The sequence below is a fragment of the Patulibacter minatonensis DSM 18081 genome (assembly GCF_000519325.1).
In the GTDB taxonomy this organism is placed as follows: domain Bacteria; phylum Actinomycetota; class Thermoleophilia; order Solirubrobacterales; family Solirubrobacteraceae; genus Patulibacter; species Patulibacter minatonensis.
This window is the reverse complement of record NZ_KI912613.1, coordinates 3,014,376-3,027,368: the sequence shown is the minus strand read 5'-3', so window position 1 is coordinate 3,027,368 and position 12,993 is coordinate 3,014,376. Positions and strand designations below refer to the sequence as shown.

The following is a 12,993-nucleotide window of genomic DNA, read 5'->3' as shown; positions in this document are numbered from 1 at the left end:
AGGCCTCCTCAGCGGCCGGGCGGCAGGTCGTCCGGGCGGTCCAGCAGGCGCCCGAGGCCGTCCTCGAGCGTCGGGAGCGGATCCTCGACGCGCCCACCGAGCAGGGGTGCGTGGAGCCGCACGGGGATCCGCTTGCCGCGCACCGGTGCGGGCGGACGCGCGGAGATCGTGCCGTGGTCGCGCTTCAGTCGGCGCCGGGTCTCCTCCGTGAAGAGGATGACGTCGCCGGTCTGCCGCGTGATCTGCTCCACGCGGCTGGCGGTGTTGACGGGGTCGCCGATGACGGTGAACGCGGCGCGGCTGCCGCCCCCGATGGTGCCGGCGACGACCGGGCCGGAGTTCACGCCGATGCCCAGGCGCAGGTCGCCGGCGAAGTGCTGGCGGACGGCCCGGGCGACCTCGATCGACGCCGTGACCGCCTTGTCGGCGTGGTCCTCGAGCTCCGTGGGCGCGCCGAAGACGGCGAGGAGGCCGTCGCCCTGGAACGTGTTGGCGTGTCCGCCGTAGCGCTCCACGACCGGCACGACGACGCCGTAGAACTCGTTGAGGACCCCGAAGACCTCCGTCGGCGTCGATCCCTCGGCGAAGGCCGTGAACCCCCGGATGTCGATGAACGCGACGGTGACCTCGACGACCGAGCTCACGAGCTGCGGGCCCTCGTCCAGCACGCGGGAGGCGATCGCCGGGTCCACGTAGGTGCCGAACGCCTCGTGCAGCCGGTCGCGCTCGCGGAGGCCGCGGAGGCCGATGTTGACCTGCCGGGCGAGCCGCCCGATCTCGTCGCCGGCGAGGATCGCGGCGGGCCGGTCGAGGTCGCCGTCGGCGATCGCGGTCGTCGTGGCCCGCAGCTCGTCGAGGGGCGCCACGAAGCTGCGGACGAGCAGCGCCGCGAGGATCAGGGCGATCGTCGCCGACGACGCGAGCGCGATCGCGATGCCGACGCCGAAGTCCGACAGCCCCCGGTTGCTCGTGCTGAAGCTCGCGACCACCCCGCCGGTGACGACGGTGATCAGCGGCACGCCGACCATCAGGCGCCAGCGCAGCGAGAGCGACCGGTCGAGCACGGCGTCGTCGTCCAGCCCCCGGGCCACGGCCTCGACGACCGGTCGCAGGACGAGCTCGAGCTCGAGGTAGCGGATCAGCACGCCCGCGAGGAGGACCACCGTGGCGGCGAGGACGAGGACGATCCCGCTGGGCCAGACCTGCAGGTCGGCGACCAGGCAGATCGCCACGATCATGACGAGGGCCCAGACCAACGTCCGGCCCGCGGCCCCGACGCCGACGAGCCGCAGCGGCAGGCGGGTGAGCGCACGCCACGCCTCGGTCGCGCGCTCCGAGGTCGCGAGGCCCTGCTCGGCCGCACCCTCGCCGTGCTGCTCCCACGCCCGCAGGGGCCGGAGGTGGAACCACGCCGTCGCCATCACCAGCACGTTCTCGGCGAGGGTCAGGAGCTGCGAGGTGCCGATCAGGACGAGCCACCCGCCGGTGGGCAGCGTCAGGAACCGCATCAGGATCAGGATCGAGGCCAGGACCACGACGTGCGCCTGGACGAGCACGAGCAGCACGGCGACGGCGGGGTAGCGCTCGCCCAGGCGACGGTGCAGCTCGTGGAGTGGACGGCGGACCACCCCCGAAGTGTCCCAGGCGTGGGCATCCCGCCCGGGGTCCGCGGTCACACGACGGCGGCGCGCCGCGATGCCCCGCCCGCCGCCGGCCGCGCATCGACCGGCCCCGGCCGGCGCGCCGACGACCCGGCGCGTTTGCGGGCGCTTTAGCCACGGCGGCTACCGTCCTGGGACGTCGGACGTGCAATCACGACGAATTCGCGGGGCTGCGGCGCAACTCCCGGGGATCCGTCGTGTTCCACCATCCGAGAGGACGTCTCCCCACGTCCCGATCGCCATGGAAGTCTCCGCACTCGACACCGCCCCCGCCCTCCGCGGCCCCTCGACGCTCCTGCGCCTGCAGGGCGACGAGCGCCTCGTGACGCTCACCCGTCGCGGCAACCAGGCGGCGTACGAGACGCTCGTCCAGCGGTACCAGTCACGACTGCTGGCGTTCTGCCGGCACATGCTGGGCTCCCGCGAGGACGCCGAGGACGTCCTGCAGGAGGTCTTCGCCAACGCGTTCAACGCGATCATCGGCGACGACCGGACGATCAACGTGCGGCCATGGCTGTACCGGATCGCGCGCAACCGGTGCCTGAACCACCTGCGGAAGATCCAGCCGATCGGCGTCGACACGCTCGACGATCGCGTCGCCGACCACGGCATCTCCGCGGCCGACACCGCGCACCGCCGCGAGGAGTTCCGCGAGCTCCTGGGCGACGTCCGCGCACTGCCCGAGACCCAGCGCACGGCGCTGCTCCTGCGCGAGATCGACGCGCTCTCCTACGACCAGATCGCCGAGGCGATGGACACCACGGTGCCCAGCGTCAAGTCGCTCCTGGTCCGGGCCCGCGTCGCGCTCGCCGAGGCCTCCGAGGCCCGCAACCTGACGTGCGAGGAGGTCCGCGAGGAGCTCGGCCACGTCGCCGAGTCGCTCGCCCGGGTCTCCCCGCCGGTCCGCCGGCACGTCAAGGAGTGCGAGCGCTGCGCCGCGTTCCAGACGCACCTGAAGGCGAACAACCGCACCCTGCAGGCGATCTTCCCGATCGGGCCGCTCGTGCTCGCCAAGAAGCTGCTCGCGCACGCCACGGCCGGCGCCGGCGCCTCCGGTGGCGCGGCCGTCTCGAGCGTCGCCGCGACGTCCGTCACCGGCGGCGTCCTCACCACCGGCGTCAGCGCGATCGCCTCGAAGACGGCGGCCGGCCTGGCCGCCGCCGCGATCGTCACCGCCGGCGCCGTCGAGGTCGACTCGGCCCGCAGCCGCTACGACACGGCGGGCGCGTCGATCAACGTCCGGGCCGCCACACGGGCCGCCGCCCCCGTCGCCGCCCCGAGCGTGCGCGTGTCGACGCCGACCCCCAAGGCGCCGCCGACCAGGACGGGCGGCCTTCCCGCCGCCGTCGCCGCGTCCGGCGCCCCGGCGGGGACGACCACCGCCTCCACGACGACGGAGACGAAGGCCAAGCCGCGGACCACCACGTCGACGACCACCTCGTCGACGGAGACCACGACGGTGATCGGGACGGCGACGCTGCCGACCACCGTCCCCAGCACCGCCCCGACGACCACCGCGCCGCCGGCGACGACCACGACGGTCCCGGCGGACACGGGCGAGGAGACGGTGACCCTCCCGTCGACCACGACGACGCCCGGCACGGGGACGACCCCGTCGACCACCACGTCGCCGTCGAAGCCCGGGTCGAAGAAGCCGGGCGCGAAGAAGCCCGGCAAGAAGCAGCCCGTCAGGCCGGCGCCCACGCCGACGGCCACCACCCCGGCCCCGCCCGCACCGGCCCCCACGCCGGGCGCGAACGGTCAGCTGCCGGTCGAGACGCTCCCGAGCACCACGACCCCGTAGCGCCCGGTCAGGGCTTCTCGGTGCCGAACGCCACACCGTAGAACGGCGTGCGCATCGGGCCGTTGCCGCCGGCCTCGGCGATGTTGCTGACGACCTGCGACGTCTGACTCTGGAGCGACATGTCGAGGACGCGCTCCGTCGTGCCGGGCACGTCGGGGAGCAGCAGCACGCGGACGCCGAAGAACGTGCGGGCGGGCGCGGACGCCGGGGCGCCGTCGACCTTGCGGCGGAACTGGTACCGCACGAGCCAGCCGGCGTAGTCCCGGCCGATCTTCACGCGCCCCTTCGAGCGGACCTGGAAGCCCGTGAGCGACGCCCGCATCTCGCGCACCAGCGGGACCATGCGGAGCGCGAGCTGGGCCACCGGACCGCCGGCGGGCTCGGACCGCGTCGGCGGCGGGCCGGCGTCGCGGAACACGAGGTTCTCCTCGCCGCGACCGGGACCGGGCTTCGTGCGGAGGTGGAGGAGCTCGCCGGGACCGGCCGCGACGCGCGCGATGCGGTCGTCGTACCGGGTGTTGAACGTCAGCGGCCCGCGGATCACGGCCTGGGTCAGCGGGGTCGCGCGGATGATCAGGACCGCGATCACCAGGAGCGCGACGACGACCGGGAGCGCGTAGACGAGACGCCTGCGACCCCGGCTGAGGGCACGGAATCGCGGTCCGGCGACGTCCTTCAGGGACGGTCCGTACTCGGGGCGCGCGATCGGCACGCAGGCGAGCGTACCGACCCCGCCCCCGGGACGAGCCGCCGCCCGGGTCCGCCGGACGACGACGCCGGCGGGGCGCCGCCGACGCCGGCGACGCCGGGCCGGGTCAGCCGCCGACGTCGAAGAACGCGTCGAGGTCGTGCCGGGAGAACGCCTCGAACGCCATCAGCGTCTGCGTGCGCTCGACGCCCTCCTCGCGGGCGATCCCGGTGGTGACGACCTTCGCCAGCTGCTCGGCGTCGGCCAGCCGGACGATCGCGACGAAGTCCCAGTCGCCCGTCACCGAGTAGGCCTCCGCGACGCCGTCGAGGTCCGCCAGGCGCTCCCCCAGGTCCCCGAGGAACCGGCGATCGGCCTGGACGAGAACGATGGCGGTGGAGGGCATCCGCGAAGCCTAGACCTCGAGCGTGCCGTCGACCGGGAGGACGGTCACCTTGGCGATGCCGGCGTCCTCGACGTCCTTCTTGAACGCCTCCGCGTCGGCCTCGATCGGCGGGAAGGTGTCGTAGTGCACCGGGACCACGTGCGAGGCCGCCACGAGGCGCGCGGCCTCGACGGCGTCGTGGCGGTCCATCGTGTAGTGGCCGCCGATCGGGATCAGCGCCAGATCGATCGCGTCCCGCTTGGACGGGAGCGCCAGGTCGCTGAAGAGCGCGGTGTCGCCGAGGTGGTAGACGGTCTTCCCGCCGAGGTTGATGACGAGGCCGCCCGGGGTGTGCGGGGTGCCGTTCGGCGTCAGGCCGGTGTGCCACGCGGGGACGAGGCGGGCCCAGCCGCCGTCGAACTCGTGCGTGCCGCCGAGGTTGAGGTCGACGACGTCGAGCCCCTCCCCCGCCAGCTCGTTGGCGACCTCGACGACGGCGACGACCGGCGCGCCGGTGCGCTTGGCGATCCGGACGGTGTCGCCGAGGTGGTCGCCGTGGCCGTGCGTGAGGAGGATCAGGTCGGCGGGGACGTCGTCGGGCGACGCGGTCGCCTTCGGGTTGCCCTCGAGGAACGGGTCGACGAGCACGTTGAAGCCGCCGTTCTCCAGGAGGATCGCGGACTGGCCGAGGAAGGTCAGGGTGGTCATCGGGGGTGCTCCTTGTCGGTGGTGTTCGGGACGGTGCCCGGTCCTGCGGACCGGTACCCGGTGAAGCGGGGCGAGCCGCGCCCGATCGGCTCCCCGACCGGGGCTCGCGGAGTCGGGTCAGGCGTCGTCGGCGGGATCGGCCTCGGCGGCCGCGGTCCCCGGCGCCGCGAGCTCGCGGGCGAGGGCGAACCCGACGGTCACCCCGACGAGCATCGCCAGGCGCGACTCGTCGGCGACCAGGGCGTGCAGCCGGGCCTCGCGGAGCTGCGGGTCGGGCTCGGCCGCGGCCTGCCCCACCTGCTGCTCGTGGCCCTGGCTGAACCAGCCCCCGTCGTGCAGGGCCCCGTCGATGATGCGCTGCAGGTTCGGCACCGCGTGGGTGACGATCTCCTCGGCGCGTCGGAGCCGGCCGGGCTCGCTGATCTCGCGGACGGCGACGTCCACCTGCTCCGCGGTGTAGGGGCGTTCGGACACGTCCCTGAGCATACGGGCGCCCGCCGGGCGCCCCCGCCCCCAGGAGCCCGGCTACTTCTTCGCGAGCGAGAGCGCCAGGCCGAGGACGCCACCGACGGCGAGCCCGACGGCGATCGACGTCGGGACCGTGTCGGCCGTCAGCGCCGTCGTGGCGATCGGGACCGCGAGCAGGGTCGCGGCGCCCAGGAGGTCGCCGTCGAGCGACTGGCCGGCCCGGCGGTCGCGGATCTCGCAGACGATCCAGGCGGTCGCCAGCGCGATCGCGGAGCCCGCCCCGCCGAAGGCGATGACGTCCCCGTCCGCGGCGCGGTCGACGAGCAGGCCGCCGACGCCCGCCCCGAGGAACGCGACCAGCACCACCGCGGTGCCGGTCCACCCGGCCCGCCGTTCCCACAGCCAGCCGAAGACCCCGAACGTCGTCAGGACCGCCAGGGCGTTCCAGACGTTGTCGTACGTGAGGGCGGCGGTGAAGGAGCGCCAGACGGGCGAGTCGCCGTAGAGCGCGAGGTCGTTGAGCTCGAGGATCGACTCCAGCGGGAGGGTGATCAGTGCCAGGACGACGATCGTGAAGGTGGCGTACGCCTTGCCCTCGGTGGCGTACGTGCTCTGCCGCTTCGGCGCCTTGCGCTTCGGCGCCCTGAGCTTCGGGGTCTTCCGGGGCTTCGTCGTGGACGACTTCGGGACCCGACCGCCGAGCGGCTTGCGGCGCTTCTTCAGCGGGATGACGACGTCGTCGTCCCCGTCGTCGCCCTGCAGCGTGCGGTCCGGCTCGTGCGTCGGGAGCCGGAGCAGCGCCTCGAGGTCGCCGTCCTTGCGGTCCAGGCGCGGGGCGCGCTGGCGCAGGCGGGTGCCGCAGTACGGGCACTCGGTCACGAACGTCGAGACCTGCTGCCCGCAGCTGCTGCACACCGTGAACAGCTCTGCCTGGCCCGCCATCAGATCGATTGTAGGCCGACGGCGGGTCGGGGGTGCGGAGAACCTCGAAGGATTCTGCGCGACCCGCGCCCCGGGGCCGGATCCGGCGACGGGTTGCGCCGTCGGAGGGCCCCGGAGCACATGCGATCGGCCCGCTAGGCGATCGTGATCTGCGGATCCAGGTACACGTCCTGGATCGCCTGGAGCAGCGCGACGCCGTCGGCGAGCGGGCGCTGGAACGCCTTGCGGCCCGAGATCAGGCCCGCGCCGCCGGCGCGCTTGTTGATGACGGCCGTCTTGACGGCCTCGGCGAGGTCGCTCTCGCCGGCGGAGGCGCCGCCGGAGTTGATGAGCGGCGCCCGGCCCATGTAGCAGTTGGCCAGCTGGTAGCGGGTCAGGTCGATCGGGTGGTCGGTCGTCAGCTCGGAGTAGACGAGCGGGTGCGTCTTGCCGACCTTGATGGCGTTGAAGCCGCCGTTGAGCTCCGGCAGCTTCTGCTTGATGATGTCGGCCTCGATCGTGACGCCGAGATGGTTGGCCTGGCCCGTGAGGTCCGCGGCCGTGTGGTAGTCGACGCCGTCGGCCTTGAAGGCCGAGTTGCGCGTGTAGCACCAGAGGATCGTCGCGAGGCCGAGCTGGTGGGCCTCCTCGAACGCCTTGCCGATCTCGACGATCTGGCGGTCCGACTCGGGGGAGCCGAAGTAGATCGTCGCGCCGACGGCGGCCGCGCCGAGGTCGTACGCGCGCTGGACCGACGAGAACTGGATCTGGTCGTAGGTCTCGGGCAGCGTCAGCGACTCGTTGTGGTTGAGCTTCACCACGAACGGGATCTTGTGCGCGTAGGTGCGCGAGACGGAGCCGAGGACGCCGAGCGTGGACGCGACGGCGTTGCAGCCGCCCTCGACCGCGAGCTCGACGATGTTCGCCGGGTCGAAGTACGCCGGGTTCGGCGCGAAGGACGCGGCGCCGGAGTGCTCGATGCCCTGGTCGACCGGCAGGATCGACACGTAGCCGGTGCCGCCGAGGCGACCCGAGTCGAACAGGCGCTGCAGGTTGACCAGCGTGCGGTTGTTGCGGTCCGTCGCGGAGTAGATGCGGTCGACGAAGTCCGGGCCCGGCAGGTGCAGCTGCGAGGCGTCGATCGTCGTGGACTTGTGGCCCAGGAGCGTGTCGGCGTCGTCGCCGAGCAGCTCCGTGACGCGGTCGATCGTCGATGCGGTCTGAACAGCCATGGTGGTCCTTCGCGGTTGCTTTGGTTCCCGACGGCCCTGATGGGGACCGGCTTCGTCTCTCGGGGGTCCTCGGCTCCGGATCCGGCGGCACGGGATCGGACGGCGAGACGGGGAGGGTACCCCAAATCCGCCCGGCGGCACGGCGCCTGCGACCACGGCGGCGCGCCACCTCCGCGTCGGGACGGTGCCGGACCGCGCCCGACGGGTGCCGGGAACGTGCCGACCCCGACACGACGGTCGCCCGGCCCGCCGCAGGGCGTACACCCGGGGGATGCGCTCCGTCCCCCCGCGCCCCGGACCTCCGCCCGCGCTGGTGGTGGCGGTGGCGGCCGTCGCCGGCGGGTGGGCGGCCGTCCGCCTGTGGCCGGTGCCGGACCCGCTCCCGCGGGGCGCGGCGGCGCGCGCGGCCGCGGCGCTCGCCGCACCGGGCGCCCGCGCCCGGGTCGTGCGGACCGTCGACGGCGACACGGCCGAGCTCGCCTTCTCCGACGCGCGTGGTGCTGCGCGCGTGACCGTCCGGTACCTCGGGGTCGACACGCCGGAGTCCGTCGACCCCGACGAGCCGGTGCAGTGCTTCGGCCCGGAGGCGTCGCACCGCAACCGCGCCTGGGCGACAGGCCGGCGGGTGCGGCTGGTCTTCGACCGGGAGCGCGTCGACCCGTACGGACGGCTGCTCGCGGCGCTGGTCGTCGAGGGCCAGCGACGCTCGCTGAGCGAGCGCCTGGTCGCCGGCGGCTACGCCCGCGTCCTCACGATCGCCCCCAACGGGGCCACCGCCCCGGCGCTCCGGCGCCTCCAGGAACGCGCCCGCGAGGACCGGCGCGGGCTGTGGTCGGTGTGTGGGGATGCTCTACCCTCGGGTGCGTGAGCGCGGCCCGCCAACGCCCCTCCGGCTCGATGGACGAGCTGGAACGCCGCCTGGCGCGCGAGACCGAGCTCGCGCAGCGCCAGCGCGAGAAGATGCTCCGCGACGTCGAGCGCCGCGAGGCCGAGCGCGCCTTCGACGCGGTCAAGCGGCGGCGCGCGCTGCGGTACCTGCTGCTCCTCGGGATGCTGACGTTCACGGCGATCCTCGTGACGCTCGTGATGTTCCGCGTGCTCTCGCTCGTCTTCGCCTGAGTCGCGACGGCACCGGCGACGCGCGCGGGTATACCCGCACCGGGACGGGTACCGGTCGCGGTCGCCACGCAGCGACCCGCGCATCGGCGCTAGATTGGGCCGCTACATGGCACGCCGTTCGCTTCGACCCCACCTGAACCAGATCCGTACGTGGGTGCGCCAGGGCCGCACCGACGCGTGGGTGGCGCACCAGCTCGAGGTGACCGGGCCGGAGATCGCGGAGTTCAAGGACAAGAACGGCCTGACCGCCGCGTCGCCCGACGATCCCGCGGGCGCCGTCGCCCCGGAGGACGTGGACCTGCGTGCCGAGGACGACGCGCAGATCGCCGCCGAGCTCGAGGCCGCCGAGGCCGAGCGCAAGGCCGAGGCGGAGCGCAAGGCCGCCGAGGAGGCCGCGGAGGAGGCCGCCCGGGCCGAGCGCAAGGCCGCCGAGGCCGCCGCGCGCGCCGAGGCCGGCGACGACGACGAGGACGACGACCGCCCGCGTCGCCGCCGTCGCAGCGGCAGCCGCCGCGCCCGCGGTCAGGGTGGCGGGAACGCCTTCGAGGGCACGTTCGACCACGGCGACGAGGGCTACGGGCTGTGGCTCGACCCGGCGATCGCCGACTCCCCGGTCTACGCGGAGCACTGGGCCGGGCACCGTCCGGTCGAGGTCGTCGTCGAGGGCGACCAGATCATCATCCGCCGCGCGGGCGAGTCCTCCTCCGAGGACTGATCGCCGCGGGGTCGGCGCCCATCGCGGGTGACCCGAGCCCCGTCGAGGTCCGACGCGCCGGTGCCGGAGACGCGCGGTTCGGGGCCCGCACGATCTCCCTTCAGGCCTCGCGGGCGACGATCCTGCCGCCACCCCAGTCCTGCGCCTGGCCGAGGTAGCGCAGGAACGCGGCGTCGGTGATCCGCGAGTCCCAGGCGTCGGGGTCCTCCGGGGCGACCCGGGAAGCCAGGTCGAGCGCCCAGCTGACCCCGCCCTCGTAGAGGTCGACCAGCTCGTTCGTCGTGAACGCGCCCCCGAGGCGGCGGCGGAGCTCGTCGGCGACCGCGGTGACGACGTCCTCCGCCTTCGTGCCGAGGCGTCCTTCGAGGTCGCGGACGTACCGCTCGCCGCTCCGCCACTGTTCGACCGCCAACGTCAACCGCACGTGGGGGACGATAACGATCCACCCGCTCGCCTCCCGCGACCGGGTGGATCGTGCTCGACGATCCGTCGGCACGCCGCGACGCCCACCTCTGTGGAGGTGGTGGGCGTCGCGGCGACGATGCCGGGGATCAGTTCTTCGGCAGCCCGCGCACGACGTAGGCCCGCTCACCCTCGCGGACCATCCCGAGTCGTCGTGCTTCCACGGTCAGGCCCCGCTCGGTGCTCAGGCGGGCCTTCTCGCGCTCCAGATGCGCCGCGGTGGACCGGAGCGCGTCGAGGCGCTGGGCCTGCTCCCCGGCGGCGCTCCGCGCGTTCACCCAGTCGAGGGCGGGGCGCACGTACATCGAGGCCATCAGGAGCACCACGACGACGAGGGCGATGCGCCCGAACCGTGCGCGACCGGCCGCCACGCGGGCGGACGGCCTGGAGGTGCCCCGGGGGCGACCGGTGGCGGTGGGAACGCTGCTCACGCCACGGGTCTTGGCCCCCGGCCGCCATGTTCCTCGCGGCGCACGACGGCTTGCAGCGCGTCCGGCGAGCGCGTCAGGAGTTGGAGGTGGACTCCGCCACGTCGCCCTCGCCCAGTCGCGGGGCCGCGTCGAGCAGACGGTCCAGGGCGAACGCGACGGGCACGGCGAGCACGAGTGCGATCGCCGCGTCGAGGAGGTTCAGCGGTCGCCCGTCGACGAGCCGGAGGACGTTCGATGTGATCGCGACGGCGACGGCGAGGAGGAGGACGATCCTGATACGGGTTGCAGTGCTCACGGGGTGCTCTCTGCCGGGGACGGACGCGGTGCCCGCGCTCGGCGTCGCACGTACCCCGTTGCGCACGCAACGAACCGTGGATCTCGGAGCCGCGGAGAGGCCGGGCCGCCGAGATCCCGCCGCGAGGAGCGCGATCAGCCCCGGAACACCGAGCGGCCCGGGTAGACCGCCTTGGAGCCCAGGGCCTCCTCGATGCGGAGCAGCTGGTTGTACTTCGCGACGCGGTCCGAGCGGGACGGGGCGCCGGTCTTGATCTGGCCGCAGCCGGTGGCGACGGCGAGGTCGGCGATCGTGACGTCCTCGGTCTCGCCGGAGCGGTGCGACATGACGGCGGTGTAGCCGGCGGCGCGGGCCATGCGGATGGCCTCGAGCGTCTCGGTCAGCGTGCCGATCTGGTTGACCTTGATGAGGATCGAGTTGGCGGTGCCGGTGTCGATGCCGCGCTTCAGGCGCTCCGGGTTCGTGACGAAGAGGTCGTCGCCGACGAGCTGGACGGTCTCGCCGAGCTTCTCGGTGAGGGTCTTCCAGCCGGCCCAGTCCTCCTCGTCCATGCCGTCCTCGATCGAGAGGATCGGGTACTTGCCGGCCTTGTCGGCCCAGTAGGCGGCGAGCTCGTCCGCGGTCAGGGTGCGCTTCTCGTGCGCGAGGTCGTAGACCCCGTTCTCGAAGATCTCGGACGTGGCGGGGTCCAGCGCGATGCCGACCTGCTCGCCGGGCGTGTAGCCGGCCTTCTCGATGCCGTCGACGAGGACCTGGAGGGCCTCCTCGTTGGACGAGAGGTCCGGGGCGAAGCCGCCCTCGTCGCCGACGGACGTCGCGAGGCCGCGGGAGTGCAGGAGCGCCTTGAGGTGGTGGAAGATCTCGGCGCCGACCCGCAGACCCTCGGAGAAGCTCCCGAAGCCGTGCGGGACGATCATGAACTCCTGGAAGTCCACGGAGTTGTCGGCGTGCGAGCCGCCGTTGAGGACGTTCATCATCGGCACCGGCAGGGTCACGCCGGCGCCGGGGGCGTCGACCTGGAGGTGCTTCCAGAGCGGGACGCCGGCGTCGGCGGCCGAGGCCTTCGCGACGGCGAGCGACACGCCGAGGATGGCGTTGGCGCCCAGGCGCGACTTGTTCGGCGTGCCGTCGAGGTCGATCAGCGCCTGGTCGAGGCCGGACTGGTCGTCCGCGTCGCGGCCCTTGACGGCCTGGGCGATCTCGCCGTTGACGTTCGCGACCGCGTTCAGGACGCCCTTGCCGAGGTAGGCGTCGCCGCCGTCGCGGAGCTCCGTGGCCTCGAACTCGCCCGTGGAGGCGCCCGACGGCACGGCGGCGCGCGCGGTGGCGCCGGAGGCGAGGGTCACCTCGACCTCGACGGTCGGGTTGCCCCGGGAGTCGAGGACCTGGCGGCCGAGGACGGACTCGATCTGGCTCATGGCGCCACAGTCTGCCGGGTGGCCACGGCGTCCGTCGGCCCGCCCCCGCGGCACCCTCCCGACCCGTGGCGTCCCGGCCGCCCCGGGGTCCGGTGCGGGTCCCGCCGGGGCCATCCCCCATCGACCGCGGGGCGTACCCGCGACACGATGCGTGCACCGTCCGGCGCGTCGGACGCGCCGGACGGAACGGGTCCGGCGGACGCCGCCCGCAGCACGCTCAGAAAGCGTTCAGGCGACCCTCGGCCGACGCACATGGTCGGGTGCGATCGTGGACGTCACCACCACCGGAAGCACCGCATGTCGACCTCGATCCACCCCCGCCAGACCTCCCGTCCGTGGGACGCGCGCGCCGCGACCTCCCCCTCCGCCGGCGCGGTGCTCCTGCAGGCGCTGCGGGCGGTCGGGACCGCGCTCGTCCCCGGTCGGGCGCAGGACGACATGGTCCCGGCGCTGGCCGCGAGCGACGCGCAGGCGCTGCTGGTGCGGGCGGGGACGTTGTCCGCGGGGCACGCCTCGGGCCGGTGGGACCGCCCGACCACCGACGCCGTCGCGCGGTTCCAGCGCGCGCGGCACCTCCCGTGCACCGGCGTGCTCGACCACCGGACCGCGGACGTCCTGCTCGGGACGCCCGACCGCGCGGCCTGAGCGGGACGCCCGGCCGCGCGGGACCGCGGGCGCCGGGACCG

16 protein-coding genes are annotated in these 12,993 nt (G+C 74.0%); 5 read left to right on the top strand and 11 right to left on the bottom strand.

Annotated elements, in window-relative coordinates; genetic code table 11:
• Window positions 1-8 precede the first annotated feature (8 nt).
• Window positions 9-1,628 (bottom strand): adenylate/guanylate cyclase domain-containing protein, encoded by a 1,620-nt coding sequence (locus tag PATMI_RS34660; RefSeq protein WP_051471628.1) that lies wholly within the window; start codon window positions 1,626-1,628, stop codon window positions 9-11.
• A 274-nt stretch (window positions 1,629-1,902) separates the two neighbouring features.
• Between PATMI_RS34660 and PATMI_RS34655 the strand changes: the two genes are divergently transcribed.
• Window positions 1,903-3,465 (top strand): RNA polymerase sigma factor, encoded by a 1,563-nt coding sequence (locus PATMI_RS34655; protein ID WP_051471626.1) that lies wholly within the window; start codon window positions 1,903-1,905, stop codon window positions 3,463-3,465.
• 7 nt (window positions 3,466-3,472) lie between these two features.
• Here the strand turns inward: PATMI_RS34655 and PATMI_RS0113950 are convergent, their stop codons facing one another.
• The 6 genes from PATMI_RS0113950 to PATMI_RS0113925 all read right to left on the bottom strand — a co-directional run bounded on the left by PATMI_RS0113950 (window position 3,473) and on the right by PATMI_RS0113925 (window position 7,867).
• Window positions 3,473-4,177 carry a hypothetical protein gene (locus tag PATMI_RS0113950; protein ID WP_026911336.1) on the bottom strand — a complete coding sequence of 235 codons (705 nt, stop codon included), beginning with the start codon at window positions 4,175-4,177 and terminating at the stop codon, window positions 3,473-3,475.
• Between the two features lie 103 nt (window positions 4,178-4,280).
• Complete coding sequence (locus tag PATMI_RS0113945; RefSeq protein ID WP_026911335.1) at window positions 4,281-4,559, bottom strand: Lrp/AsnC family transcriptional regulator; 279 nt, start codon at window positions 4,557-4,559, stop codon at window positions 4,281-4,283.
• A gap of 9 nt (window positions 4,560-4,568) precedes the next feature.
• Window positions 4,569-5,246 carry a metal-dependent hydrolase gene (locus PATMI_RS0113940; RefSeq protein WP_026911334.1) on the bottom strand — a complete coding sequence of 226 codons (678 nt, stop codon included), beginning with the start codon at window positions 5,244-5,246 and terminating at the stop codon, window positions 4,569-4,571.
• Window positions 5,247-5,363: 117 nt separating this feature from the next.
• Window positions 5,364-5,720, bottom strand: coding sequence for a hypothetical protein (locus PATMI_RS0113935; protein WP_026911333.1), 357 nt, complete (start codon window positions 5,718-5,720; stop codon window positions 5,364-5,366).
• 51 nt (window positions 5,721-5,771) lie between these two features.
• Entirely contained in the window at window positions 5,772-6,656 is an 885-nt protein-coding gene (locus PATMI_RS0113930; RefSeq protein WP_026911332.1) for a rhomboid family intramembrane serine protease, read from the bottom strand.
• 134 nt (window positions 6,657-6,790) lie between these two features.
• Window positions 6,791-7,867, bottom strand: a complete 1,077-nt coding sequence (locus tag PATMI_RS0113925; protein ID WP_026911331.1) for a class I fructose-bisphosphate aldolase — start codon at window positions 7,865-7,867, stop codon at window positions 6,791-6,793.
• Window positions 7,868-8,138: 271 nt separating this feature from the next.
• On the opposite strand from PATMI_RS0113925, the gene PATMI_RS30105 reads away from it, so the two are divergent.
• From PATMI_RS30105 to PATMI_RS0113910, 3 genes are all read left to right on the top strand, one after another.
• On the top strand, window positions 8,139-8,735 hold the full coding sequence (locus PATMI_RS30105; protein WP_051471624.1) for a thermonuclease family protein: 597 nt from the start codon (window positions 8,139-8,141) through the stop codon (window positions 8,733-8,735).
• Window positions 8,732-8,986 (top strand): hypothetical protein, encoded by a 255-nt coding sequence (locus PATMI_RS0113915; protein WP_026911330.1) that lies wholly within the window; start codon window positions 8,732-8,734, stop codon window positions 8,984-8,986. The genes PATMI_RS30105 and PATMI_RS0113915 overlap by 4 nt, the downstream gene beginning before the upstream one ends.
• 106 nt (window positions 8,987-9,092) lie before the next feature.
• Window positions 9,093-9,701, top strand: coding sequence for a hypothetical protein (locus PATMI_RS0113910; RefSeq protein ID WP_026911329.1), 609 nt, complete (start codon window positions 9,093-9,095; stop codon window positions 9,699-9,701).
• 100 nt (window positions 9,702-9,801) lie between these two features.
• On the opposite strand, the gene PATMI_RS0113905 is transcribed toward PATMI_RS0113910, so the two are convergent.
• The 4 genes from PATMI_RS0113905 to eno all read right to left on the bottom strand — a co-directional run bounded on the left by PATMI_RS0113905 (window position 9,802) and on the right by eno (window position 12,307).
• Entirely contained in the window at window positions 9,802-10,125 is a 324-nt protein-coding gene (locus PATMI_RS0113905; protein WP_026911328.1) for a hypothetical protein, read from the bottom strand.
• A 127-nt stretch (window positions 10,126-10,252) separates the two neighbouring features.
• Window positions 10,253-10,594, bottom strand: a complete 342-nt coding sequence (locus tag PATMI_RS0113900) for an FtsB family cell division protein (protein WP_157260771.1) — start codon at window positions 10,592-10,594, stop codon at window positions 10,253-10,255.
• A gap of 73 nt (window positions 10,595-10,667) precedes the next feature.
• Window positions 10,668-10,889: a hypothetical protein gene (locus tag PATMI_RS0113895; RefSeq protein WP_026911326.1), complete on the bottom strand. Its 222-nt coding sequence runs from the start codon at window positions 10,887-10,889 to the stop codon at window positions 10,668-10,670.
• Between the two features lie 134 nt (window positions 10,890-11,023).
• Window positions 11,024-12,307, bottom strand: coding sequence for a phosphopyruvate hydratase (gene eno / locus PATMI_RS0113890; protein WP_026911325.1), 1,284 nt, complete (start codon window positions 12,305-12,307; stop codon window positions 11,024-11,026).
• Window positions 12,308-12,604: 297 nt separating this feature from the next.
• Between eno and PATMI_RS0113885 the strand changes: the two genes are divergently transcribed.
• The gene (locus tag PATMI_RS0113885; RefSeq protein WP_026911324.1) at window positions 12,605-12,952 is read left to right on the top strand and encodes a peptidoglycan-binding domain-containing protein; all 348 of its coding nucleotides are present in this window, start codon (window positions 12,605-12,607) and stop codon (window positions 12,950-12,952) included.
• Window positions 12,953-12,993: the final 41 nt, after the last annotated feature.

Excerpts from the sequence above, each read along its gene's own strand:
- PATMI_RS0113940 (WP_026911334.1), bottom strand. The coding sequence starts at position 5,246 with ATGACCACCCTGACCTTCCTCGGCCAGTCCGCGATCCTCCTGGAGAAC.
- PATMI_RS0113925 (WP_026911331.1), bottom strand. The coding sequence starts at position 7,867 with ATGGCTGTTCAGACCGCATCGACGATCGACCGCGTCACGGAGCTGCTC.
- PATMI_RS0113945 (WP_026911335.1), bottom strand. The coding sequence starts at position 4,559 with ATGCCCTCCACCGCCATCGTTCTCGTCCAGGCCGATCGCCGGTTCCTC.
- eno (WP_026911325.1), bottom strand. The coding sequence starts at position 12,307 with ATGAGCCAGATCGAGTCCGTCCTCGGCCGCCAGGTCCTCGACTCCCGG.
- PATMI_RS34655 (WP_051471626.1), top strand. The coding sequence starts at position 1,903 with ATGGAAGTCTCCGCACTCGACACCGCCCCCGCCCTCCGCGGCCCCTCG.
- PATMI_RS0113910 (WP_026911329.1), top strand. The coding sequence starts at position 9,093 with ATGGCACGCCGTTCGCTTCGACCCCACCTGAACCAGATCCGTACGTGG.
- PATMI_RS30105 (WP_051471624.1), top strand. The coding sequence starts at position 8,139 with ATGCGCTCCGTCCCCCCGCGCCCCGGACCTCCGCCCGCGCTGGTGGTG.
- PATMI_RS0113930 (WP_026911332.1), bottom strand. The coding sequence starts at position 6,656 with ATGGCGGGCCAGGCAGAGCTGTTCACGGTGTGCAGCAGCTGCGGGCAG.
- PATMI_RS0113885 (WP_026911324.1), top strand. The coding sequence starts at position 12,605 with ATGTCGACCTCGATCCACCCCCGCCAGACCTCCCGTCCGTGGGACGCG.